We start from the raw sequence: 23,539 nt of genomic DNA on the forward strand, positions 1-23,539 counted from the left end.
GCCGTGTCCGATCTGACGGTGCGTCCGGCAACCTGGCCCGGCTGGTTGTCCACAGGCCTGTGGATAACCTGCTCGATCTCGGGACGGGCTGCGGCGTCCAGGCGGTGCATCTGGCGGGGCGCTCCCCGGCCGGGCGGATCACCGCGACCGACGTCAATCCGCGGGCTCTGGAGCTGGCCGCGATGAGTTTCGCGCTCTCCGGCGTGGACGATGCGGAACTCCTCCAGGGGTCGCTGATGGAGCCCGTCCAGGGCCGCCGGTTCGACCTGATCGTGTCCAATCCGCCGTTCGTGGTCGCGCCCTCCGGCGGCCGGCACTTCCCGTACCGGGAGTCCGGACTGCCGGGCGACGACTTCTGCCGGCGCCTTGTCGAGAGTGCTCCACGGCATCTGAACGACGGCGGATACTGCCATCTTCTGGCGAACTGGCTGCATATCGATGGTGTGCCGTGGGACGAGCGCGTCGGCTCGTGGGTGGACGGGTGCGACGCGTGGGTCGTCCAGCGGGACGTCCAGGATCCGGCGGAGTACGCCGAGCTGTGGCTTCGGGATTCCTGCGAGGCGGGGACGCCGGAGTACCGGGCGCGGTACGGAGCGTGGCTCGACCACTTCGAGCGGCAGGGCGTCGCCGGCATCGGCTTCGGATGGATCACGTTGCGGCGCAGCCAGAGTCCCGCCGTGCGGATCGAGGAACTGCGGCACGCGGTCGAGCAACCCGTCGGCGCCTACGTGGACGCCGTCATGGACGGCCTCGCCAAGGCGGCCGAGTTTTCCACAGCCTGTGGACAGGCGCTGGGCGTAGCCCCGGGCCTCGTCCAGGAACAGATCGGCCCGCCCGGCGCCGAGGACCCCGAGCGGATCGTCCTCCGCCAGACCGGACGGCTCCGCCGCGCGGCCGGCGTCGGGACCGTCGAGGCGGGCCTCGCGGGCGTCTGCGACGGCACCATGCCCTTGGCCCCCCTCCTGGACGCCATCGCCCAACTCACCGGCATGGACCCGGCTCAAGTCCGCGCCCACGCCGACACCGTCCTGCCCGCCCTGATAGCGGACGGCTTCTTCACCTAGCCCCCCGGCGCGGGCGGACGACCGTTTCCATCGCCTGGGCCAGGTCGCGGTAGCGGGCGATCAGGACGGAGAAGCCGATCGCCAGGCAGATGCCCGCGAGGACCAGCCTGGCCTCCTCGCCCGGCAGGACGAACTGGACCGCGAACAGCACGAACAGCACCGCGGCCTCCCACCGCCTGAAGACCAGGTCGATGAGCAGGCTCAGCCCGAGGACGGTCTGCGATGCGGTCAGCAGCACCTCCTCGATCTGCCGGGAGTCCAGCGGCAGCGACCAGCCGCCGCCGCCCGCCCGGTAGGCGAACGGCAGGCAGGCGATCAGCAGCGTCCACTGGTTGACCTTGCTGGACAGCAGCGTCCCGATCGCGTCGGCGTCGCGCAGCCGCCACGCCAGCATGGCCGCCACGAGCAGCACCGGCGCCTCCGCCGCCACCGGCGCGAGCAACTGCACCAGCAGGAACTCGTCGGACCCGAGCGACGCCCCGGTGACCACGAGCGCGTCCCCGAAGCGCGCCGTGGACACGACCAAGATGATCTTGGCGAGGGTGAACCCGGCCGCGGCCGCGATCCACCGTTCGCGGCGAGGCAGCGTGACCAGCCACGCCGGCACCCCCTCGGGCGTCCAGGCGTCCTTCTCCCGGCCGCCGCGCGCGACGCGGGCCAGGTACAGGACGTACACGGCGATGAGCAGGATCGCGATGTACCATCCGATCTCGCCTGTCAGCGCCGGGATGAAGCCGAGGACGGCCGCCAGCGCCAGGAATCCCAGCTCGACGCGGTGACGCGCGGCCAGTCGGACGTCGCGCCTGCCCGGCCCGCGTGCGGCGTGCCTTCCCGAGCCGCCGGAACGCCCGGCCAGCCGCCGGATGCCCAGCGCCAGCGCCAGCGCGACCAGCGCCCAGCCGAACCCGACGAGCAGCCGGTTCGCGCCCGTCATGGTGGCGGCCGCGTAGGCGCTGTACCCGGGCCTCGTCCCGCCGGTATACGCGTAGTAGACGTCCACCGCGTACTGGGGCAGCACCGCGGTCAGCGCCAGCACGGCCATCGCGAGCGGCCCCGGGATGTCGGCCCGCGCCGTCTCCGCCGCCCACAGCAGCAGGATCGCCGCGGACAGCACCGCGGCTCCGTGGACCAGCACCTCCGCGGTGGCCGACGGATGCAGCCCGCCCACCCGCGTCACGACCGCCGGAAGCGCGATGACCAGCGTGCCCGCGATCCGGACGAGCAACGTCTCACGGGATATCGGCTCGCTCGCACGAGACATCGGCTCCCCGGACATACCTGCCCAGTGCCCCGCCACGTCCCGCCGATGTCCGGCACCCGGGCAACCAACAGGCAAAGCCGGGCGGGACGGTCAGCGGCGCGCTTCGTCCAGGGTGCGGAAGGCGCTCTCGCGGAGGCGGCGGGACAGGCCGCGGTTGACGCGGCGGGCCCACAGCGGGCCGCCGTAGATCATCCCGGTGTACGCCTGGACGAGGGTGGCCCCCGCCCGGACGCGCTCCCACACGTCGTCGGCGGTCTCGACGCCACCGACCGAGATCAGCGCGAGCCGGCCGCCGGTGCGGGAGCGCAGCCGGCGCAGGACGTCGAGCGAACGCTCCTTCAGCGGCGCCCCGGACAGCCCGCCGGTCTCCTTGACCAGGGCGGGCGGGCTCAGCAGGGCGTCCCGGGCGACCGTGGTGTTGGTCGCGATGATGCCGTCCAGGCCGAGGTCGAGGGCGAGGTCGGCGACCGCGTCGATGTCGTCGTCCGCGAGGTCCGGCGCGATCTTGACCAGGACGGGCAGGCGGCGGGCGGACGCGCGGTCCGCGGCCTCGCGCACCGCGGTCAGCAGCGGGCGCAGGTGCTCGACGGCCTGAAGGTCGCGCAGCCCGGGGGTGTTGGGGGAGCTGACGTTGACGACGAGGTAGTCCGCGTGCGGGGCGAGCCGCTCGGTGCTCGACACGTAGTCGGCGGCGGCCGACGCCTCCGGGACGGTCTTGGTCTTGCCGATGTTGGCCCCGACGACCGTCCCGCCGCGCCTGCCGCGCAGCCGCCGCGCGGCGGCCTCCGAGCCCTCGTTGTTGAACCCCATCCGGTTGACGACCGCCCGGTCCGGGACGAGCCGGAACAGCCGCGGGCGCGGGTTGCCCGGCTGCGGGCGGCCCGTCACCGTGCCGATCTCGACGTGCCCGAACCCGAACGCGCCGAGCGCCTCGTACGCGGCGGCGTCCTTGTCGAACCCGGCGGCGAGGCCGAGCGGGCTCGGGAAGTCGAGCCCGAACGCGCGCACGGCCAGGGCGGGGTCGCGGGGAGCGAGCAGCCGCCGCAGCAGCGGGACGGCGCCGGGCACCGACTGGATCGCGCGGAGCCCGCGCAACGTCAGCTGGTGCACGGTCTCGGCCGGGACCCGGGAGATGACCAGTGAGAACAGGAGTCGATACATCGTCCGCAAGTATCTCAGCCCGGCCGGGCCGAAAACCCTTTGAGGGGTCACGGAGCCGGTGTCTAACCTGGCCCGCATGATGTTCCATGACTGGGCCACCGCGTGGTGGTCCACTCCGAAGCGCGTTCACCGTGACCGTTCCGTCGCCGGGTCCGGCCGGGACGCGACCGGAGCCTGAACTCTCCGCTCCCGCACGGCCGGACCTGGGTGCGCATGCCCGAACACACCCAGACCGACGGGAGAACACCCATGTCCAAGCGCCGGAACGGCATGCTGGGCGTCGGCGGCCAGCGCAACAACCTCTCGCGAAGCGAACTGCGCGGCGGGAGGCCGCAGGGGTCCGGCAACGGCACCGACCCCGCCGCCGAGAAGAAGGAACTGCTCCGGAAGATGCGCGAGCGCAGTCAGCGCCGCGCCACATCGGAACCCGACTCCGGGTCGGAGGAGTAGCGTACGGGCCGCGCCGGTCTCCAGAGGGGGCCGGCGCGGTTCACTTTCCGCGGAAGGTCCGGCGGAGTTGCAGCCGGACGTCCCGGGCCGTCTCCCGCATCGTCCGGCGGGCGGCGCGGAGCGGTTCGCGCACGGAGGCCCGCCACGCCCCGCGGATGCCGCGCCCCATCGGCCGCAGCACGCCGCGCCCGACCGCACGCGCCGGGCCGATGACCACGACCCGCACGGGGAGGACGACGAGCGTGCGCCAGAACCACCCGAGCGCACGGCCCGTGAGGCGCCAGGCTCCCGCCAACCCGGCCGCGATCGGGGACAGCGCGTACCGCCACACCATCCGGGCGGGCGCCACGATCAGGGTCCGCGCCAGCCAGGCCAGCGACCGGCCGACGAGGTTCCACGACCAGGCGACACCGCTCGCGAACGCGCGCCATCCGGCGGCGAGGACGGCCCCGAGAGCGCCGAGGACGAGCAGCGTGCCGCGCCCCAGCCAGGTGAGGCCGTCCCAGAGGACACGGGCCGACCACGCGAGGCCGAGCAGCGGCGGCCGCAGCACGTAACGCCACACGAACACGGCCGGGACGGCCACGAGCACGTTGAACAGCAGCGCGAGCGCCTGGCCGGAGAAGGTCAGCAGCCAGAGCAGCCCGCGCCCGAGCGCCCGCAGCGGCCGGAGGAGGCCGTGCGCGGCGAGCCAGGCCAGCCCGCGCCCGAGCGCCCGCAGCGGCCGCACCAGCAGCAGGTCCAGCGACCAGGCCAGCCCGCGTCCGGCCATGGCGAGGAACCGCCCGATCGGCGTGAGCAGCACGCGGTAGACCCACCGGGCCAGGCTCGCCGTCCCGCGGCCGAGCCACGTCAGGGTGCCGAGGACCAGGACGACGCCGACCCACCGCAGCGGCCGGACGACGAGGAGGACGAGCAGCGCGCCGATCCCCCGCCCGATGGCCGCGAGCAGGCGTCCGGCCGGGGCGAGCAGCCACCGGTAAAGGGCGTCCCAGACCCCGCGCAGCATCCGGCCGACGAGCCGGCCCAGCTTCCCCGGTGCTCGCATCAGGGCGTCCCACACCGCTCGCACGCCCCGTGCGACCGCCACCACCAGGTCGTGGACGAGCCGCAGCGGCACGACGACGATCAGCGCGATGACGTGGGCGGGGATGACGATCCACGCCGGCCCGCGCCGCTCCCGGGGCGGCTCGTCCCGCTGTTCCTTCCGCAGGCTGATCGGGCCGCCCGCGGGGGAGCCGTCACCGGTCATGGATGCCGCCTCGCGAACCGTCGATGAGAACCACTGATGGATAGGACCCGGCCCGCGGCCGCCCGGTTCCGGGGCTTTGAACCCGTTCCGAGGGCCTTACCGTACTGCTCGTCGACGCGGGGAGCCCCCAAGGCGAAGGCGCGGAGGTCTCGCGGGTCGGTCGGGGTCCGCGATCCCTCCGCGCCTTCCTTGCCGCCGCGGCCGCCGGCCGTCCTGGACGGCCCGGCCTTGAGGCGGGACTATAGAAGAGTAACCAGACAGGTAGCTGACAGTAGGTATCGATCTGCTATGTAGCAGATCGTCAGGTCACGCCCGTCCTCCGGTGGAGCTACCAGCGCCTTCTCGAGGCAGAACGCGATGGTCAAAGCAGACTGCCTCCCGTCGGGCCGCCCTGTTGCTATCTGCTACATGGCACTTTGCCGCTTGCTGTCGTCCAGGTGGCTTTTGGTAGCCGCGCCGAGGTGCGATCCTGGAGGTGAGCCGACCGGGCCGCGCACGAGGCCGCGAGCCCACTCGGGACGAGGGCAGCATGTCGATCATTCCAGCACCGCCGGACGGGTCCGACTCGTCCATACGCCTGCTCTTTCGCCTGCTGCTCGCCGTCGACATCAAGGGATACAGCGCCCGCACGCCCCGGATGCAGTTGCAGGCCCAGGCGGACCTGCTGGACGCGATGGAGGCCGCCGCCGAAGAGGCCGGACTCGACCGGGGACGTTGCCTGCAGCAGGTCAGCGGTGACGGCGAGCTGGCCGTACTGCCAGGGGACGACGACATCGTCACCGTCGTCGGCACGTATCCGGCCGCCCTCGAACGCGCGCTCGCGGAGACGAACCGCCGGGCCGCCCCCGACCGCCGCCTGCGTGTGCGGTTCGCGTTCCATCACGGTGCGCTGGTCATGGGGCCGTCGACGGCGTTCGGGCCCGCCGGGGACGCGCCCGTGGTGGTGAGCCGCCTGCTCGACGCCCGGCCGCTGCGCCGGTACCTGACCGTCCACCCGGAACGGAACGTCGCGCTCATCGTCTCGGACCAGATCTATCGCGAAGTGGTCTGCAGCGGATTCTGTGCGCTTCCACCCGAGCATTTCCAGCAGATACGCACGACGATCAAGGGTGCCGTCTATCAGGGGTACATCTATGATCCGGGCCCGGCCGTCGACGCAGGAAATGAGGGAACGAGCGGCATGATGACCGACGAGGGCATCTCCGTCCGATTGGATATGTTGAATTCAACGAAACTCGCGGATGGAGGTGAGGAAATTCGTCCAGCCGCTGGCAGTGATGACGATGACAGTACCTGAGCGATTTCTGGAGTCGCGAATGTAGACGGTTCCCCCATGGTGTCCGACCTCGATGCAGGTGCCGCCTTGCGTGTTCGAGTGTGTGCTGGTCTGCCATCGTATATCCGCAGGTAGGCGCGCCAAGTCGGATCTCCTTTCGCGCGGCCAGGCTGGACGGTTGCCGGTCGCGCGGAATCGCGCCGGAGGCGGCGCGCCCGGCTCGGTGGCGCGTCGTTCCGCACTGCTCCCCGGCGGCGTTGACGGAGAACGGGCCGACCGTCGGCCGGCAGCGCGAGGCGTGACCTCATGGTCGTTCAGTCAAGCGACAGTGTAAACCGCCTGTTGCGGGCAGACCATGCGTGATCGACTGGTTTCCGGTGCCTTCCGGGAAGGTGTGACGCCTTTTCGGGCATCACCAAAGTGTCTGATTCAGTCAGACGAAAGCTCTTCTGCGATCTGGTTGAGGAGCACCGCCGTGCCTTCCGGGTGCAGTGACAGCTTGCGCAGGGCTTCGAAGGTCTCCCGGTAGGACACGATCGCGTCCTGGAGGTCTCGGGTCACCCGAATGGATCCGGGATTCTCGAGATGTAGGACGTCGTCGTCTTCCGGGGACGGGAACTCCAGGATGGTGAAGGAGCCGTTGAGTCCAGGGTTGACACCGGCGGTGAACGGCACGACCTCGATCGTGACGTTCGGCCGGTTCGCGAGCTCGATCAAGTGGCGCAGTTGGTTGCGCATCACCCGGGGGCCGCCGACCTGACGCCTGACGACGGACTCGTCGAGCACGTAGAAGAGCAGGGGAGGGTCGGCTCTCTCCAGGATGTCCTGCCGACGCATGCGGAGTTCCACGAGCGTATCCACATTGCCGGTCAGCTCCGGATCAATGAGATTCGCGATGTACTCCCGAGCGTACTCCTGGGTCTCCAGCATTCCAGGAATGACGAGGTTCTCATACTGCCGAATGATACCGGCTGCGGATTCATAGCCGATGAGGTCGTAATACTGCTGTGATATCACTTTCCGGTAGCCGCTCCACCAGGCGCGCTCGCGTGCCAGGCGGGCGAGTTCCACGAGTTCGGCGATCCGCTCGGTGGAAACGCCATAGAGGGAGAGCAGCGCCTTCAGGTCGGTGGTGGAGACTCCGACCGAACCGGATTCGATCCTGATGACCTTCGAAAGGGACCAGTCGAGGTTCTCGGCGACTTGTTCTTGGGTGAGGGCGGCCTCGTCTCGCGCCTTGCGGAGTTCAACGCGCAGGCGGCGCTGGCGCACCGTGGGACTGTTGGCCGCAGGCACCGGCACTCCTCGTAGGTCACGTGTTTGAGCGGGGAAGGGTGGCTATGCGCCATGTTGCAATATGCTCAGTAGCGTACAGCCTAGTTCGGCCTGCTATGCAGCCACCCATGAGTTCGTCCTCTCTGTGGCCTGATGGGGCCACGGTTCCTTAATGGGTGGTCAAGCAAGAGGGCGATACAAGAACCTTTCGGTGCTCCTGGGCGGGTTGTCGTCTGAGTGGCGGGTTCGCCTCCGTGCGGCCGGCCGTGCCCCCGGCGCTGACCGGGTCCGGCCCGGGTTCCTGACACGGCTAGTTGATCTTTCTGGGACGATCGGGGCATGTACGAGCGCTTTGCCCACGAGTACGCCAGCCATGCCGAGGACAGCGCCTACAACGCCCTTTACGATCGGCCCGCCGTGCTCGGGCTGGCCGGGGACGTCGCGGGCCTGTCGGTCTTCGACGCGGCGTGCGGTCCCGGCCTCTACGCCCGTGAACTGCTGGAACGCGGAGCCCGCGTCACCGGCTGCGATGTGAGCCCGACCTTCGTCGACCTTGCCCGTGCCCGTTGCGACGGCCTCGCCGACCTGCGCGTCCATGACCTGTCGGAGCCGCTGACCTGGGTTTCGGACGGCTCGGCCGATCTGGTCGTCCTCGCCCTGGCCCTGCATTACATCGATGACCGCGTGGCCCTGCTCAGGGAGTTCCGCCGCGTTCTGGCTCCGTCCGGTGCGCTCATCCTGTCGACCGAGCACCCGACGATGGGATGGATGCGCCTGGGCGGTTCCTACTTCGCCGAAGAACTCGTCGAGGAGTCCTTGAGCCCCACGCGGGACTGGCCCATCCGGGCGTGGCGCCGCTCATTGACCGCCATCTGCGCCGAGTTCCGCGAGGCGGGCTACCTCATCGAGGAACTGCTGGAACCCCGCCCCGCCCCGGAAATGGCCGATCGCTTCCCCGAGGACCACGCCAGGCTGGAGGTGCTGCCGGCTTTCATAGCCTTCCGCCTGGTCCCCCTCGGGGTCAGGCCCTGAGCCCCGCGTACCTGGCAGGTGAGATGCCCACCGCACCGGTGAAATCGCGGGTCAGGTGCGACTGGTCGAAATAGCCGAGGTCGTCGGCGAGGGCGGCCCAGTCGATGCGGACGCCTTCCTCGGCGCGGGTCGCGGCCTCATGGAGGCGTGCCCGGCGAAGGACCCACTTGGGGCTCGCGCCCACGTACTCGGCGAAAAGGCGCTGCAGAGTGCGGACCGAGACGTGCAGAGCCGCGGCCGCCTGGTCGACGCGGAACATCGCCGGGTCGGCGGTGATGGCATCGACCATCGCGGCCACCTCGGCGGCGACGGGATCGGGCGCGGGGAGGCCGTCCAGCAGGAACTCCTCGGCCGGCCGCGTCATCGCGGCCGTGTCGGTGCAGCGGAGCACGGTGCGGCCGACGTCCGCTATCGCCGGGCCGAAGACGTCCGAGGCGGGGACGCTCCGATCGGCGAGGTCGACGACCGGCCCGGCCGCGAACGCCCGGAAGGCGCCGGGCCGGAACTTCACGCCGAGCACCTGGCCGCGCCCCTCAAGGCGCCGGACGAACAGCGTCCGGTCCACCCCGTAGACCAGCGGAACGGGTTCCTCGAAGACGAGGTGGACGTTCGGGTGGGACAGCACCTTCGTCTCGTACGGCTCCCCGGTGTCCCACCGGACGTGCCAGTAGAACTCGACGAAGGGGGCCAGTTCGGGAGCCGGAGCCTTCCGCTCCACGGCGGCGACGGCCTCCTGCTCGCGGGGGTACAGCACCCCGCGTCCCAGATTCCCCACGTGACCAGGATACTTGGCGCGTTTGTCCAAGAGGCGGTGCAGCGGGCATCCGTAGTGTCCGGGACATGAACGAAAACCACGCCTCCATGAAGGAATGCGCCGCCGAGGCCGCCCGCGTCGTCCAGGCCGTCCGGCCGGAGCGGCTGGGAGACCCGACCCCGTGCGACGAGTTCGACCTCCGGGCGCTGGTGAACCACCTGGTGCTCTACACCTCCCACGGCCTTGAGCGCCGTGCCCTGCGCGAGGAACTGCCGGACGAGCTCATCGAGCGCGACTTCACCACCGACGCCGGCTGGCCGCAGGAGTACGCTGCCCAGCTCGACCGCGCGCTGGCGGCCTGGGCGGACCCGGCCGCCTGGGACGGGGACATCGGCGGCACCCCGGCCGCCGACATCGCCGCCATGATGACCCTGGAGATGGCCCTCCACGGCTGGGACGTCGCGCGGGCCGCCGGCCAGGAGTACCGCGTCTCACCGGAGACCGGCCGGTTCGTCCTCCAGGTCGTCGAGAAGCACGCCGAGATGTACCGCCAGTACGACGGTTTCGCCGACGCCGTGCCCCTGGGCGCGGACGCGCCGCCGTTCGAGCGGGCCGTAGCCGCCTCGGCCGCGACCCGCACTGGAACCCGCCCGCCCGCTGAGCGCGTTGACTTGCGGCGTGTTGTTGTTATCCGGGCCGCCATAACAACAACACGCCGCAAGTCAACGAGGGACGGTCAGGCTGCTATGCGCCAGTGCCCGACCTCGCTGTAGCCGGAGTCGTAGATGTCGGATCCGTCGCCGGGCTTCAGTGCGTAGTGGTGAAGGTTCCCTCCCCAGTACCGCAGGATCCGGCCGAGTTCGCGGGCGGCGTCGTCGCTCACCACGCCTTCGCTCATGTCGACCTCAAGGATGAACTTCACGGCTTCGACCTCTCGTTGACGTGCTGGATCAGCCTCAATTCTTTCATTGAAGGTGCTGGTGAAGGTTTTCCGAGGTCTTCCCTACTGGGTATTGCTAGTCGGTGCAGAAGTCTCAAAGCGGCTGCGGGTCGTTCGGTGCTCCGCCCCCGGTCGTGGTGGGCTCCTTGTCCATGGCGGCGACGAAGGGCCTGCGCCCGCCGGGCGCCCCCGTCCGCGTCTCGCCACCGCTCTCGTACGGGAAGGCGAACGGCAGCCCGGCCGCGATCAGGGCGCCCGGACGGTCCATGAGGTGGAAGTGCAGGTGCGGCTCGGAGGAGTTGCCGGAGTTGCCGACCTCGCCGAGGACGTCCCCGGCCTTGACCCGGTCGCCCTTCTTGACGCGGACCGACCCGCGCCGCAGGTGGGCGAACACCGCGTACACCCCGTCGCCGAGGTCCAGCACCACGGAGTTGCCGACGACGAACCGTCCCGCCGAAAGTGTCAGCAGGGACAGGATCTGCCGGAAGATCATCCCCTCGGCCAGCAGGTAGACCATGGCGGGCCAGGAGTTGCGGCTCCAGTGGTCGCGCTGCCATCCGCTCGCCTGGACGACCACTCCGTCGGCGGGCGCGAACACATCCTGCCCGAACGCCGGGAACGTCTCCGGACGGGCGGCCAGCGGCGCCCGGCGCAGCGGCTTCCATTCCTCCGCCGGGTCGGGCGCGTGAACGAGGTCGATCGCGTACGTCTGGCCCAGCTCGTGGGTCCCGTGGCTGGGGACCTTGTCGGCCGGGCTGTTCACCGGAACCCAGCGGCCGCGCACGGGGCTCAGGACCACGACCGGCTCCCCGCCCGGCTCGCTCTGGGGCACGAAGAACAGCGCGAGACCGGCGACGATGAAGGCCATCCCCGCGAACGCGAGCGCGTCCACGCCATGCAGGATCTCGCCGAACGTCAGAGCCAGTCCCAGCAGGATGAACACCGTGCTGAAGCGTGCGAGCGTCCGGTGGATCTTCCTCCAGTGCATGGTCCCTCCCCAGGGGTCAGCGGCGCGCCGCCGCGAGAACGATGAGTATCGGCACCACCCGCTCACCGGGGACGCTGTACCGTCCTCGCGCGGTGGTGCGCAGCCAGCCCGCCGCGACCAGCTGGCGCAGGTGGTGGTAGAGCTGCCCGGTCGTGCCGAGCCGTTCGTGGGCGGCGAGCTCGGCGGTCGTGCGGGCGCCGTGGAGGATCTCCCGGAGCAGCAGCAGCCGCACCGGATGCGCCAGCGCCGAGAGCGTGTCGGCCGCCTGCGACCAGTCGTCGGCCAGCAGGTCGTCCACGGGATGGCCCTGCTGCCACTCGTAGTGCTCGCCCGCCGGCAACGTCACCGACCCGGTGAACAGGACCGCCCCGGGATCGCCGACGAGATCCTTGAGGACGTTCAGTGCCCAGAACTTCTCGTCCGGCTCCGGGTGCGCGGCCGCCGCCTCCGGGCGGGCGCGCTCCAGCCGGTCCACGCGCTCCTCCAAGCGCGCGATCCGCTCCGCCAGGGTCTCGTCCTCCATGGCTTCTAGAATACGTAATTACGTAGTTCCGTCAAACCGTCGCCATGAGGCAGTGCGGCCGGGGTCTCCGGGGTTGGTCGCGGCCTCAGCCGAACGGGTCCGCGCGGACGTCGTACGGGCGGCGGCTGAACGTGGTGGGCGTGCTCAGCAGAAGGCGCGGAGGAAGGTGTCTGCGATCTGCTGGTATCCGGCCGGGGTGGCGTGGCCGTCGTCATGGCTGCACTGGTAGGTCCATGCGCAGATCCGTGCCACGTTGAGCGGGATCGTCCCGTAGGGGTCCAGGGTGACCTTGGTGGCGAAGTCGTGGGTGGCGAAGGTCGCGGAGACGTCGGCGACCTTGAAGCCGCCGGCCAGGTAGACGCCTCGCTCCCAGGCGTTGAACACGTCCACGACCGGCACCGAGGCGATCGCCGTGGCCTGCCCGGTGCGCACATGCGCTCCCAATTGTGGGCACCGGGAAACCGCACGGATTATCTCGTGCCGGTGCCCGAGGAATCCATGCCGGCGAGTGAGTTTTCCGCGGCCGGATTTCGGGGTCAGGTGAGCTTTTTCGCCAGTAGTTCGAACTCCAGGTCGTCCCGCTTGGGCAGGCCGAAACGCTCGTCGCCGTACGGGAACGGGCTCTTTTCTCCCGTCCGGGCGTAGCCGCGCCGGACGTACCAGGCGATCAGCTCCTCGCGAGCGGTGATCACCGTCATGCGCATCTCCGCCGCGCCCCACTCGTCGCGCGTCAGCCGTTCGGCCTCGTTGAGGACCACCCTGCCGAGCCCGCCGCCCTGACGACCGGGGTCGACGGCGAACATGCCGAAATAGGCGTGGTCGCCGCGGTGCTCCACCTGGCAGCAGGCGGCGAGGGTGCCGTCCACCTCGGCCACCAGCATCCGGCCGGACGAGGCGTCCACCACGGCCGCGACGCCCTCGGGGTCCGTGCGCTGGCCGCCGAGGAGGTCGGCCTCGGTCGTCCACCCGGCACGGCTCGCGTCCCCCCGGTAGGCGCGCTCGACGAGCGCGACCAGTGCGGGGACATCGGCCGCTGTCGCCGTACGAAAGGTTGCCTTCGCGCCGTCCATCCCACGGAACCTAGCGCAGCCCTCGGACGGCCGCGCGGCCGGAGAAGCGCCTCGGGTTGCGGGCGGTAATCCTGGATGTCTAATATCCAGGTTGTGCGGATGAGCGAGGGCGTCGAGTGGGCGCTGCACAGTTGCCTCAACCTGACCTGGCTGGACGAGGGTGAGGCGGTGACGGCGGCGCGGCTGGCGAAGTTCTACGAGTTGCCGGCGGCCTACCTGAACAAGCAGCTGCAGGCGCTCGCGCGGGCGGGGATCCTCACCTCCACGCCGGGGCCGCGGGGCGGGTTCCGGCTCGCGCGGCGGCCCGAAAACATCACGATGATGGACGTGGTGACCGCGATCGAGGGGGCGGACGGTGCGTTCCGCTGCGAGGAGATCCTGCGGCGGAGGCCGGGAGACCACCAAGGGGCCGACTACCGCAGGACCTGTGCCATCTCCCAGTCCATGCGGCGGGCGGAGCTCGCCTGGCGCAGGGAGTTGGCCGCGGTGACCATCGCCGACCTCAAGAAGACCGTGGAGGACCGGAACCCGGCCGTGCCCGGCGCCACCCGCAGCGGGTTCGCGAACCTCCGGGCCTGATCCCGGGAACCGCCGGCCGGGGCTCTCGTTCATCCGAATTCTAGATATAGAACATCCAGATTTAGGAGGTCATCATGCAGGCACGTATGGACATCCGGAAGCCCGCCGCCGCGGGGTACAAGGCCATGTTCGCCCTGGAGGGGTACGTCGCGGCCAGCGGCGTCCCGAAGAGCACGCTGCTGCTGGTCAAGCTGCGGGTGAGCCAGATCAACGGCTGCGCGTTCTGCGTGAACATGCACGCCCGCGACGCCAAGGACGCGGGGGAGACCGACGAGCGGCTCTGGTCGGTGGCGGCCTGGCGCGAGGCGCCGTTCTACACCGACGAGGAGCGGGCGGCGCTGGCGCTGGCCGAGGCCGCCACGCGCATCGGCGACAACCCGGCCGGGGTTCCGGACGACGTCTGGAACGAGGCCGCCGACCACTACGACGAGGAGACCCTCGCCGGGCTGGTGATGGCGATCGCCGCCATCAACGCCTGGAACCGTATCAGCGTCACCATCCGCAACCCCGCCGCCTGAACGGAGCCGCCATGCCGCACTCCATTTCCAATCCCGAGGGTCTGCACAAGCCCGCGACCTACAGCCACGTGGCGACCGCCTCCGGAGAACTGGTCCTCATCGCGGGCCAGTACGCCTCGGACGGCAATGGCCGGGTCGTTTCCGCGGACTTCGCCGAGCAGGTCCGGCGATCCTTCGCCAATCTGCGCACCGCGCTGACGTCGGTGGGGCTCGGTTTCGAGCACGTCGTTCAACTGCGCTCGCACATCGTCGCGCACGACGCCGGCAAGCTCGCCGTCCTCGGCGGGCGCATCGTCGAGATCTGGGGGGACGAGCCGCCGACGCAGACCCTCTCCGGCGTCGCCGCCCTGGCGTACCCGGACATGCTCTTCGAGGTCGACGCGATCGCCGTCCGCCCGTGACCTATTGGGCGATCGTCCAGTCGGCGCCGATCGGCCGGACGATCGCCCAGTGGCGGCGGAAATGGCATTTGGACATCTTCCAGCGGCCGTCCTCGACGACGTACTCGTCGTCGTACTCGCCCGTGCTGACAGACTCGGTGTCGTCCAGCAGGTTCACCTGCCGGAATTTCAGCGTCCATCGGCCGGAGGCCGTTTCCGCATCGTGGACGGTGATGTCCGGGTGCATCGCGTGGTGCATGTCCAGGATCACGTTCTTGCCGTCGACCCGCTGGAGGGCGATCGACTCGAAGACCTTGACGATGCCGTCGGCGTCGTCGAACCTGCCGAGCCGCCCGAAGTCGATCGAGGCGCCGGAGTCGATGAAGCACGCCCGGAACCCCTCCGGGTCCTTGGCGTCGCAGGCACGCAGGTAGCGATGCTTGAGCGCCTTGATCTCCTCGACCGCCTCCAGCCGGGCGATCCGCCCGGCGAGGTCCCGGCCGTCCGGGTGCTGCGACATGGTGGCTCGCCTTCCGAACGCGTGACGCCTCGTCCCGCCGATGATCGCGGTTCCGGGAGCCGTGCCGCCCGCCGCCGTCCCGGTGACCGGGAGCCGGCACGGCGGCCCTGGAAAAGGGGGCCGTCCGCTGGAAATGACGAAGGCAAGGAGGTTTCGCACTCCTTGCCATTTTTAATATATAGCGCACATGGGGGCTTGCGGCAAGGCCCCGGTCGTGCTGCACAATCGTCGGCCGTGGCCAGGACCTGCGGAAATCATGGCTCGCCGGACCGGCGCGGGGGTGCAGACGTGTGCGCCGCCGGATTGCGCGGGGGAATGGCCGGAGACGAACGAACGGGGGATTCGTGTTCGACGTGATCATTGCCGGTGGCGGACCGACCGGCCTGATGCTGGCCGCCGAGCTGCGGCTGCGCGGCGTGCGTGCGATCGTGCTGGAGAAGGACGCGGAGCCGACCAAGGTCGTCCGCGGGCTGGGCCTGCACGTCCGCAGCATCGAGGTGATGGCCCAGCGCGGTCTGCTGGACCGCTTCCTCGCCCTCGGCACCCAGTACCCGCTCGGCGGCTCCTTCGCCGGCATCTACAAGCCGCGGCCGGACGGGCTGGACACCGCGCACGGGTACATCCTCGGCATCCCGCAGACCACCGTCGACCGCCTGCTGAACGAGCACGTCACCGACGTCGGTGTCGAGATCCGGCGCCGCTGCGCGCTGGTAGGGCTCAGCCAGGACGAGGACGGGGTGACCGCCGAGCTGTCCGACGGCACGCGGCTGCGGTCGCGCTACCTGGTCGGCTGCGACGGCGGACGCAGCACGGTGCGCAAGCTGCTCGGCGTCGGGTTCCCCGGAGAGCCCGCCCAGATCGAGATCCTGCTGGGCGAGATGGAGGTGACCGAGGACCCGGAGAAGCTCGCCGCCGTGGTGGCCGAGATCCGCAAGACCAACCTGCTGTTCGGCGTCGGGCCCTTCGGGGAGGACGGGGCCCACCGCGTCATCGTGCCCGCCGAGGGGGTGGCGGAGGACCGCGCGGCCCCGCCGACCCTCGACGATTTCAGGGAGCGGCTGCGGGCCGTCGCGGGGACCGACTTCGGCGTCCACTCACCGCGCTGGCTCTCCCGCTTCGGCGACGCGACCCGGCTGGCCGAGCGCTACCGGGTCGGCCGGGTACTGCTGGCCGGCGACGCGGCGCACGTCCATCCGCCGCTCGGCGGGCAGGGGCTCAACCTCGGCATCCAGGACGCGTTCAACCTCGGCTGGAAGCTGGCCGCCGCGGTGGAGGGCTGGGCACCGGAGGGGCTGCTGGACAGCTACCACACCGAACGGCACCCGGTCGCCGCCGACGTGCTGGACAACACCCGCGCGCAGGCCGTGCTGATGTCCGCCGACCCGGGGCCGCAGGCGGTGCGCCGGCTGATGTCGGAACTGATGGACTTCGAGGACGTGAGCCGGTACCTGGTCGAGAAGGTCACCGCGATCGGGGTCCGCTACGACTTCGGCGAGGGGCATCGCCTGCTCGGCCGGGGGATGCGGGACGTGGAGCTCGGACGCGGCCGCCTCTACGAGCTGATGCACGGCGGCCGGGGCCTGCTGCTCGACCAGACCGGCCGGCTCTCGGTGGCGGGCTGGGCGGACCGGGTCGACCATGTCGTCGACGTCAGCGAGGAACTGGACGTCCCCGCGCTGCTCCTGCGGCCGGACGGCCACGTCGCCTGGGCCGGCGAAGACCAGCGGGAGCTGCTCGACGCCCTGCCCACATGGTTCGGCGCTCCCGTCGCCTGACGGCCGGGGCGTGCCCCCCCGCTCACCGGCGGAACACTCCGGCACCGAACAGCTTCGGCCTCACGACGTCGAACAGCACCATGAAGTCGGTGACGATCACGGCGGCATCCAGTTCCCTGGACTCGACGGTGATCTCGGTTCTCAGCCGGGTCCGGCTGAATCCCTCGACCAGAAGTGTGCTGAGGTCGGGCGCGTAGACCATCGCCAGAGATTAGCGTTTCGTCCCTGATAGGTGTCCCGCTGAGCGGGAGTTCGGGGCGGGAGGCCGGGGCTCCGGGGGAACATCGTCCTACCCGGAGGCGGCCTGAGGGAGCGGCATGAGCTTGGACGACGTCGGCCACCACATGCTGGACGTGGACGGCGTCACGCTGCACGTGGCCGAGCAGGGCAGCGGCGATCCGGTGGTGCTGTGCCATGGGTTCCCGGGGCTCTGGTACAGCTGGCGGCACCAGCTCACCGCCCTGGCGGAGGCGGGTCACCGGGTGATCGCGCCCGACATGCGCGGGTACGGGCGCAGTGACCGGCCTCCCGCACCGCAGGACTACGACCGGCGGCACACCGTGGCCGACATGGTCGGGATCCTGGACGCGCTGGACATCGACGAGGCGGTGTTCGCCGGGCATGACTTCGGCGCCGCCCTGGTCTGGGACCTGCCCCAGTGGGCCCCGGGACGTGTCAAGGCGCTGATGCAGCTCAGCGTGCCGCGTATGCCCGTCTCGAAGCTCCCGCCGACCGAGATGTACGCGCGGATGGCCGAGCGGCACTTCGTCCACGTCCACTACTTCCAGGACGAGGGCCCGGCCGACGAGGAACTGGGCAGGGAACCGGAGCGCTTCCTGGCGAACGTGTTCTGGGCGCTCAGCGGCGGATACCGGTATCTCGACATCTGGCGCCATCCCAGCGAGGGCAACGGTTACCTGGACGTGCTGCCAGAGGCGCCGCCCCTGCCCTGGCCGTGGCTGTCGGTGGACGAGTTCGCCTACTACGTGGACGAGTTCCGCCGGACGGGCTTCACCGGCGGCCTCAACTGGTACCGGGCCTACGACCATGTCTGGAGGGAGAAGCAGACCCTCCCGGACGAACCTGTGACCGTCCCGACGATTTTCCTGGTAGGCGACCGCGACCCCGTCCGCGAGATGATGGGGGCCGACGCGCTGGAACGCATGGCCGACCTCGTTCCGGGACTCAGGAACGTCCACATCATCGAGGGAGCCGGGCACTTCGTGCAGATGGAGGCGCCCGGCGAGGTCAACGCCGCCATGCTCGCCTTCCTCGCCGGCATCGGCTGACCGGGAGGCGGCCGTGGCCGGCGGGGTTCATTCGCGGTCCGCGTCGCGCGAGGTCGTCTCGGTGCTCGTGTGGAGGACCTCGCGGGCCTGCTCGGCGGCGCGGAGGGTGCTCTCGCTGACGAAGTCGAGGAAGCGGGCGATGTTCTCCAGGCGGGCGGCGGCCGGGGTGCCGCGGCCGAGGATGCCGACGCCCTGCCGTGCGGTCTCGGTGATCTGGTCGAGGGACCGGACGCTGGCCATCATCGACTGGTACCAGACGTCGTCGTCGACGACGTAGCGCTCGCGGCGGCTTTCGTCGCGTTCCCGGCGGACGAGGCTCTGGGCTTCCAGAAACGTGATCGCTTTGGAGATGGACGCCGGGCTGACCTGGAGGCGCTGGGCGAGTTCGGACGCGGTGAGGCTGCCGGAGTCGGTGATGGAGAGGCAGGCCATCACGCCGGCCATCATCTTGGGCACACCCGAGGTCATGTAGACGGTGGTGAGCGTCTCCCCGTACTCGCGCACGGCCTCGGGGTCGCGCCCGTAGGCCTGCGGCGGCGCCTCCGGCCCCTTGGGCGCGGCCTGCCTGCGCCGGTGGGCGCGGCGCTCGGTGGCGCGGTGGGCCAGGTCGGCGCGGTAGGCGGTGGGCCCGCCGTTGCGCATCACCTCGCGCGTGACCGTCGAGGTCGGACGGTCGATGCGTCTGGCGATCTCCGCGTAGGCGAGGCCGTCGGCCAGCCCCAGCGCGATCTGCTGACGGTCCTGCTGGGTGAGCCTGCCTCCCGGCATCGCGACCTCCCTCGCGTTCGTCCGATGCGGGTCAGCATAGCGTTAACCCTCAATCCATTGCAACGGTAAGCAGAAAGAGCGTTGCATTCTTTTCAGAACCATTGCAATGATTCTAGGGCTGTGACCTGTGTCTATACAGGATGAGCGCAACACGAATGTTGCCGGATCTGGAAATGCAACGTAGCTTTTCCGTTGTCAGAAACAGTCCGGCGCAAAGGAGAGCGCGATGCAGTTCGAAACCCCCAACCCGATCACCGCCGTCCTCGACATCCCCGCGGGGCGCGTCCAGTTCATCGCCGCCGACCGGTCCGACACCGTGGTCGAGATCCTGCCCGCGGACGCCTCGAAGGGCCGCGACGTGAAGATGGCGGAGCAGACCAGGGTCGGATACGCCGACGGCGTCCTGCGGATCGAGGGCTCGGCGAGGAACCAGTTCCTGGGCGCCTCCGGATCCGTCCAGGTGACGGTCAAGCTCCCCACCGGTTCCCAGGTCGAGGCGAAGGCGGCGAGCGCCGACTTCCGTGCCGTCGGGCGGTTCGGCGACGTCGCCTTCGAGGGCTCGCACGGCTCGGTCAAGGTCGACGAGGCCGCGAGCGTCCGCCTCACCACCGCCGCGGGCGACGTCTCGGTCGGACGCCTCAACGGCCCCGCCGAGATCAGCACGGAGATGGGCGACATCCGCGTCGCCGAGGCCGTGCGCGGCACGGTCGAACTCCGCACCAAGGACGGCGAGGTGTCGGTCGGCGCCGCCGCCGGAGTCTCCGCCTCGCTCGACGCCGGCACCTCCCACGGCCGGATCCGCAACGCGCTCAGGAACACCGAGGGCACCACCGACCTGGCCATCCACGCGACCACCGCCCGCGGCGACATCGTCGCCCGCAGCCTCTGAGGAGCACCATCATGACCGACCTGGCCATCGCGGCGAACGGGCTGCGCAAGTCCTACGGGGAGAAGGCCGTGCTCGACGGCGTCGACCTGGCCGTCCCCGAAGGGACGATCTTCTCCCTGCTCGGCCCGAACGGCGCCGGCAAGACGACGACCGTCCAGATCCTGTCCACCTCGATCCCGGCCGACGGCGGCACCGTCCAGGTCGCCGGCCATGACCTGGCCCGCAGGCCGGACGACGTGCGCGGCGCGATCGGGGTCACCGGGCAGTACTCGGCCGTCGACAAGCTGCTCACCGGCGAGGAGAACCTGCTCCTCATGGCCGACCTCTGGCACCTGTCCCGCCGGGACGGCAAGCGCAAGGCCGCCGAGCTGCTGGAGCGCTTCGCCCTGGTCGACGCCGCGGGCAAGACGGCCCAGACCTACTCCGGCGGCATGCAGCGGCGGCTCGACCTGGCGATGACCCTGGTCGGCGACCCACGGCTGATCTTCCTGGACGAGCCGACCACCGGCCTCGACCCGCGCAGCCGCCGCTCCATGTGGCAGATCGTCCGCGAGCTGGTCGCGGGCGGCGTCACGATCTTCCTCACCACCCAGTACCTGGAGGAGGCCGACGAACTCGCCGACCGCATCGCCCTGCTGGACCACGGGCGGCTGATCGCGGAAGGCACCGCCGACGAGCTCAAGCGCCTCATCCCCGGCGGCCACATCGAGCTCACGTTCGCCGCCTCGCACCTCCTCGACGCCGCTCGCGACGTCATCGGCGCGGGGATCGCCGACCCCGAGGCGCTCACGCTGCGGGTGCCGAGCGACGGCAGCGTCCGCGCTGTCCGCGACATGCTCGTCGCCCTGGACGGACGCTCGATCGACGTCGCCGAGATGAGCGTCCACACCCCCGACCTCGACGACGTCTTCCTCACCCTCACCGGCCAGCAGAAGGAGGCCACCCGATGAGCACCCTCACCCTCGCCGTGCGCGACTCCTCGACCATGGTCCGGCGCCAGCTCAAGCGCCTGATCCGCTACCCGTCGATGACCGTGCAGCTGGTCGTGACGCCCGTCGTCCTCTTGCTCGTGTTCGTCTACGTCCTCGGCGGCACCCTCGGCGACGGACTCGACGGCGGCGGCGGTCGCGACGCCTACGTCGACTACATCGTCCCCGGCATCCTGCTCATGGCGGCCGCGACCGCCGCGACCGGAACGGCCGTCATGGTCGCCACCGACATGACCGAGGGCATCGTCGCCCGGTTCCGCACCATGCGGATCTCCCGGGCCTCGATCTTCACCGGCCATGTCGTCGGCAGCGTGATCCAGCAGCTCATCGGGATGGCCGTCCTCATCGGCATCGCGCTCGCGATCGGCTTCAGGCCCAAAGCCACCGCCGCCGAATGGCTGGCCGCAACCGGACTGCTGACCCTGTTCGTCGTGGCCATCACCTGGCTCGCGGTCGCCCTCGGCCTGAGGGCCCCGACCCCCGAGTCCGCCAGCAACGCCCCGATGCCCCTGGTCCTGCTGCCCTTCCTCGGCAGCGGCTTCGTCCCCACCGACTCCATGCCCACCGTCCTGCGCTGGTTCGCCGACTACCAGCCCTTCACTCCGATCATGGAAACCGTCCGCGGTCTCCTCCTCGGCACCCCCATCGGCAACAGCGCCGCCATCGCCGTCGCCTGGTGCGCCGGGATCGGTGTCCTCTCCTACCTCTGGGCCAAGCGCACCTTCGCCAAGGCCTGACCATGCACCCGGCACGAACAGGGCCGTCCGACCGCCAGGTCGAACGGCCCTGTCCCTTTTCCGGTGGCTCAGGCGTTCAGCTTGGTGAGCAGGATGCGCGCCTGGTCGACGAAGCCCGCGTGGCCCGACTCCAGGGCCCGGACGAGGTGGGCGGTGGCGGCCGCGAGGTCGCCCTGGGCGAAGCGGATCTCGCCGGCGCGGTACGCGGACTCGCCGACCAGCTCCGCGTTGTCGGGGCCCATGGCCAGGCACTGCTCGTAGAACCGGAGGGCGGAGTCGTGGTCGCCCTGCCAGTACGCCAGCTCGCCCAGGTGCGCGGCGGCCATCGGCCCGTTCCCGGACGAGCCCGAGTCGATCACGGCCTGGTACCAACGGAGCGCCTCCGGCCAGTCGCGCGCCTGCTTGGCCAGCGAGCCGAGGTACATCTTGGCCAGCTCGACGACCTGGTCGCTCTGCCCGCCGGGGGTTTCGATCGCGGCCAGGTAGAGCGCGCGGGCGCGGGCCGGATCCTCGTCGTGGTAGGTCCGGCCGAGCGAGAGGCGGGCGTGCCGGGCGACGCGCGAGCCGTCCTCGGCGAGCGGAGCCAGGATCTCCCGGGCCTCCGCGTACTCGCCCGCGTCCACCAGGTCGTCCGCGCGCAGCCATCGCGTGGCGGGACCCGGTGCGTCGTCGCCGTCCGAGGGGCGGACGAGGCAGCTTCCGGCGGTGGTCCGGACGCCCTCGTCCGGGTGCGCGGCCAGCCGCTCGTAGACCTCCCGCGCCCTGTCCGGCCGGCCCGCCAGGGCGTGCAGGCCCGCGAGCCGGATCTCCTCGTCCGGTTCGAGCCGGAACGCCTGGCCGGCGTCGAGGTAGAGCATCGCCGCGGCGAGGTCGCCCGCCTCGGCCAGTTCGGTCGTCCGGGTTTCGACGACGCCGATCGCGAGGTCGCGCCCGCTCGTCCGCGCGGCGAGCGCCAGCACGTGGACGGCGAGCTCGTGCCGGCCCTCGTCGTAGGCGCTGTTGGCGATGCCCAGCAGGTTGTTCGCGGCGCCGTCGGCCATCTCCGCCACGTCGGCGTCGCCCTCCATGTCGGCGACCTTGGCGAAGGACGCGGCGGCGGCGGCGAGGTCACCGCCGAGGACCGCGATGTTGCCCAGGTAGGTGACGGCCTTGGCCCGCAGCTGCTCCGTGGCCGCCGTGGCGAGGACGCCCTCGACCTCGGCGGTGGCGGCTTCCGTGTCGCCCTGCATCTGGAGGAGCCGGGCGAAGTCGAGGCGCAGTTCGCTGGGGAACTCGGGCTGCTCGATCCCCCGGGCCGCCGCCATGCCCCGCTGGACCTCGCGCATGGCGCCGTCTAGGTCGTCCTGCTTCTCGCGGACGAGGCAAAGGAGCCGGTGGCCGTAAGCCACGGTCAGCGGATCGCCGGTCGCGGTGGCGCGGGTGGCGAAGAGCACGGTGTCCGCCGGCCGGTTCTGCTCGTACAGCGTCCGGATCAGGTGGCGGAGCGCGGCGTGCGCGGCCGGGTGGTCGATCGAGGCGGCCCGCTCGTAGGCGTGGACGGCCTCGTCCGCGTCGTCCGCCAGGGAGCCGAGTTCGTCCCACGCCCGGACGGCCTGCTCCGGCGGCGCCATCTCGGCGACCGGCCTCAGCAGCCCGCGCGCACGGTCCGGCTCGGTGTCGGCGCGGGCCTTCGCGACCGCGATGACCGTCTGGCACGCCGCCTCGAAATGGGCCGTGCCCCGCAGCCCGGCGAGGACGCCGATGGCGCCGCCGTCGCCGCCGGTCAGCGCCGTGTACAGCGCGGTCAGCTCCGGCCGTGCGGTGGGGAGGTCGTCCCGGGTGAGCCGCATCCGGTCCAGGGCGGCCGTCTCCGTGCGCTCGCCCGCGAGTTCCAGCCCGAGCGCGTAGTAGGCGTGGGCGTGGGGGACGTCGGCGTCCGCGGTGCAGAACAGCGCGACCTCGTGGACGAGCGAGATCACCCTGGCGTGCTCCCCGGCCCCGTCGGCCCGGCGGAGCAGGCGCATCGCGGTCTCGTGGTCACCGGTGGCGGCGGCGTGCCGGGCGTTCTCC

General features: G+C 70.8%; 26 protein-coding genes. 13 read left to right on the forward strand and 13 right to left on the reverse strand.

The genetic code is table 11. The features are described 5' to 3' along the window. A partial coding sequence (locus E1281_RS13605) for a methyltransferase (protein ID WP_131877983.1) occupies positions 1–1,064 on the forward strand: 1,064 nt, incomplete at its 5' end. Here E1281_RS13605 and E1281_RS13610 read toward each other — a convergent pair. Then, the gene (locus E1281_RS13610; RefSeq protein WP_131877985.1) at positions 1,057–2,325 is read right to left on the reverse strand and encodes a sodium:proton exchanger; all 1,269 of its coding nucleotides are present in this window, start codon (positions 2,323–2,325) and stop codon (positions 1,057–1,059) included. The genes E1281_RS13605 and E1281_RS13610 overlap by 8 nt on opposite strands. Positions 2,326–2,415: 90 nt before the next feature. Continuing rightward, positions 2,416–3,486, reverse strand: coding sequence for a quinone-dependent dihydroorotate dehydrogenase (locus E1281_RS13615; protein ID WP_131877987.1), 1,071 nt, complete (start codon positions 3,484–3,486; stop codon positions 2,416–2,418). A gap of 249 nt (positions 3,487–3,735) precedes the next feature. Between E1281_RS13615 and E1281_RS13620 the strand changes: the two genes are divergently transcribed. Beyond that, positions 3,736–3,936: a DUF6243 family protein gene (locus E1281_RS13620; RefSeq protein WP_207943273.1), complete on the forward strand. Its 201-nt coding sequence runs from the start codon at positions 3,736–3,738 to the stop codon at positions 3,934–3,936. A gap of 40 nt (positions 3,937–3,976) precedes the next feature. Here the strand turns inward: E1281_RS13620 and E1281_RS13625 are convergent, their stop codons facing one another. Next, entirely contained in the window at positions 3,977–5,188 is a 1,212-nt protein-coding gene (locus E1281_RS13625) for a hypothetical protein (protein ID WP_131877989.1), read from the reverse strand. Between the two features lie 529 nt (positions 5,189–5,717). On the opposite strand from E1281_RS13625, the gene E1281_RS13630 reads away from it, so the two are divergent. Continuing rightward, the gene (locus E1281_RS13630; RefSeq protein WP_207943274.1) at positions 5,718–6,485 is read left to right on the forward strand and encodes a hypothetical protein; all 768 of its coding nucleotides are present in this window, start codon (positions 5,718–5,720) and stop codon (positions 6,483–6,485) included. A gap of 408 nt (positions 6,486–6,893) precedes the next feature. Here the strand turns inward: E1281_RS13630 and E1281_RS13640 are convergent, their stop codons facing one another. Further along, entirely contained in the window at positions 6,894–7,760 is an 867-nt protein-coding gene (locus tag E1281_RS13640; protein WP_165958915.1) for a helix-turn-helix transcriptional regulator, read from the reverse strand. Between the two features lie 318 nt (positions 7,761–8,078). Here E1281_RS13640 and E1281_RS13645 point away from each other — a divergent pair, with 318 nt between their 5' ends. Beyond that, the gene (locus E1281_RS13645) at positions 8,079–8,771 is read left to right on the forward strand and encodes a class I SAM-dependent methyltransferase (RefSeq protein WP_131877993.1); all 693 of its coding nucleotides are present in this window, start codon (positions 8,079–8,081) and stop codon (positions 8,769–8,771) included. Here E1281_RS13645 and E1281_RS13650 read toward each other — a convergent pair. Beyond that, a complete protein-coding gene (locus E1281_RS13650; RefSeq protein WP_207943275.1) occupies positions 8,761–9,546 on the reverse strand; it encodes a helix-turn-helix domain-containing protein in 786 nt (261 codons plus the stop codon). The two genes, E1281_RS13645 and E1281_RS13650, sit on opposite strands and share 11 nt — an antisense overlap. A gap of 65 nt (positions 9,547–9,611) precedes the next feature. Here E1281_RS13650 and E1281_RS13655 point away from each other — a divergent pair, with 65 nt between their 5' ends. Next, positions 9,612–10,298, forward strand: a complete 687-nt coding sequence (locus E1281_RS13655; protein WP_131877995.1) for a TIGR03086 family metal-binding protein — start codon at positions 9,612–9,614, stop codon at positions 10,296–10,298. Here the strand turns inward: E1281_RS13655 and E1281_RS13660 are convergent. The 5 genes from E1281_RS13660 to E1281_RS13680 all read right to left on the reverse strand — a co-directional run bounded on the left by E1281_RS13660 (position 10,262) and on the right by E1281_RS13680 (position 13,046). Beyond that, positions 10,262–10,447, reverse strand: coding sequence for a hypothetical protein (locus tag E1281_RS13660; RefSeq protein ID WP_131877997.1), 186 nt, complete (start codon positions 10,445–10,447; stop codon positions 10,262–10,264). The genes E1281_RS13655 and E1281_RS13660 overlap by 37 nt on opposite strands. A 112-nt stretch (positions 10,448–10,559) precedes the next feature. After that, on the reverse strand, positions 10,560–11,453 hold the full coding sequence (locus E1281_RS13665) for a M23 family metallopeptidase (protein ID WP_131877999.1): 894 nt from the start codon (positions 11,451–11,453) through the stop codon (positions 10,560–10,562). A 16-nt stretch (positions 11,454–11,469) separates the two neighbouring features. Next, positions 11,470–11,976 (reverse strand): helix-turn-helix domain-containing protein, encoded by a 507-nt coding sequence (locus tag E1281_RS13670; protein ID WP_131878001.1) that lies wholly within the window; start codon positions 11,974–11,976, stop codon positions 11,470–11,472. Between the two features lie 144 nt (positions 11,977–12,120). After that, on the reverse strand, positions 12,121–12,408 hold the full coding sequence (locus E1281_RS13675) for a hypothetical protein (RefSeq protein ID WP_131878003.1): 288 nt from the start codon (positions 12,406–12,408) through the stop codon (positions 12,121–12,123). 104 nt (positions 12,409–12,512) lie between these two features. After that, positions 12,513–13,046 carry a GNAT family N-acetyltransferase gene (locus E1281_RS13680; RefSeq protein WP_131878005.1) on the reverse strand — a complete coding sequence of 178 codons (534 nt, stop codon included), beginning with the start codon at positions 13,044–13,046 and terminating at the stop codon, positions 12,513–12,515. Between the two features lie 99 nt (positions 13,047–13,145). On the opposite strand from E1281_RS13680, the gene E1281_RS13685 reads away from it, so the two are divergent. The 3 genes from E1281_RS13685 to E1281_RS13695 all read left to right on the forward strand — a co-directional run bounded on the left by E1281_RS13685 (position 13,146) and on the right by E1281_RS13695 (position 14,544). Further along, positions 13,146–13,625 (forward strand): Rrf2 family transcriptional regulator, encoded by a 480-nt coding sequence (locus tag E1281_RS13685; RefSeq protein ID WP_165958916.1) that lies wholly within the window; start codon positions 13,146–13,148, stop codon positions 13,623–13,625. A 74-nt stretch (positions 13,626–13,699) separates the two neighbouring features. Next, positions 13,700–14,143, forward strand: a complete 444-nt coding sequence (locus E1281_RS13690; RefSeq protein WP_131878009.1) for a carboxymuconolactone decarboxylase family protein — start codon at positions 13,700–13,702, stop codon at positions 14,141–14,143. 11 nt (positions 14,144–14,154) lie between these two features. Further along, positions 14,155–14,544 (forward strand): RidA family protein, encoded by a 390-nt coding sequence (locus tag E1281_RS13695; protein ID WP_131878011.1) that lies wholly within the window; start codon positions 14,155–14,157, stop codon positions 14,542–14,544. Position 14,545: 1 nt separating this feature from the next. Here E1281_RS13695 and E1281_RS13700 read toward each other — a convergent pair whose 3' ends face one another. Beyond that, on the reverse strand, positions 14,546–15,043 hold the full coding sequence (locus E1281_RS13700; protein WP_131878013.1) for a nuclear transport factor 2 family protein: 498 nt from the start codon (positions 15,041–15,043) through the stop codon (positions 14,546–14,548). 344 nt (positions 15,044–15,387) lie between these two features. Between E1281_RS13700 and rox the strand changes: the two genes are divergently transcribed. After that, entirely contained in the window at positions 15,388–16,818 is a 1,431-nt protein-coding gene (gene rox, locus E1281_RS13705) for a rifampin monooxygenase (protein ID WP_131878015.1), read from the forward strand. A gap of 22 nt (positions 16,819–16,840) precedes the next feature. On the opposite strand, the gene E1281_RS13710 is transcribed toward rox, so the two are convergent. Then, a complete protein-coding gene (locus E1281_RS13710) occupies positions 16,841–17,020 on the reverse strand; it encodes a hypothetical protein (RefSeq protein ID WP_131878017.1) in 180 nt (59 codons plus the stop codon). 115 nt (positions 17,021–17,135) lie between these two features. Between E1281_RS13710 and E1281_RS13715 the strand changes: the two genes are divergently transcribed. Beyond that, positions 17,136–18,107, forward strand: a complete 972-nt coding sequence (locus tag E1281_RS13715) for an alpha/beta hydrolase (RefSeq protein WP_131878019.1) — start codon at positions 17,136–17,138, stop codon at positions 18,105–18,107. Between the two features lie 27 nt (positions 18,108–18,134). Here E1281_RS13715 and E1281_RS13720 read toward each other — a convergent pair whose 3' ends face one another. After that, the gene (locus tag E1281_RS13720) at positions 18,135–18,875 is read right to left on the reverse strand and encodes a helix-turn-helix domain-containing protein (RefSeq protein ID WP_131878021.1); all 741 of its coding nucleotides are present in this window, start codon (positions 18,873–18,875) and stop codon (positions 18,135–18,137) included. Positions 18,876–19,101: 226 nt separating this feature from the next. Between E1281_RS13720 and E1281_RS13725 the strand changes: the two genes are divergently transcribed. The 3 genes from E1281_RS13725 to E1281_RS13735 are packed head-to-tail and all read left to right on the forward strand — an operon-like array spanning position 19,102 to position 21,490. Then, complete coding sequence (locus E1281_RS13725) at positions 19,102–19,764, forward strand: DUF4097 family beta strand repeat-containing protein (protein ID WP_131878023.1); 663 nt, start codon at positions 19,102–19,104, stop codon at positions 19,762–19,764. 11 nt (positions 19,765–19,775) lie between these two features. Continuing rightward, positions 19,776–20,714, forward strand: a complete 939-nt coding sequence (locus E1281_RS13730; protein WP_131878025.1) for an ATP-binding cassette domain-containing protein — start codon at positions 19,776–19,778, stop codon at positions 20,712–20,714. Next, positions 20,711–21,490, forward strand: coding sequence for an ABC transporter permease (locus E1281_RS13735; protein WP_131878027.1), 780 nt, complete (start codon positions 20,711–20,713; stop codon positions 21,488–21,490). Before E1281_RS13730 ends, E1281_RS13735 begins: the two co-directional genes overlap by 4 nt. Positions 21,491–23,539: the final 2,049 nt, after the last annotated feature.

This window comes from Actinomadura sp. KC345 (assembly GCF_004348515.1).
GTDB lineage: Bacteria > Actinomycetota > Actinomycetes > Streptosporangiales > Streptosporangiaceae > Spirillospora.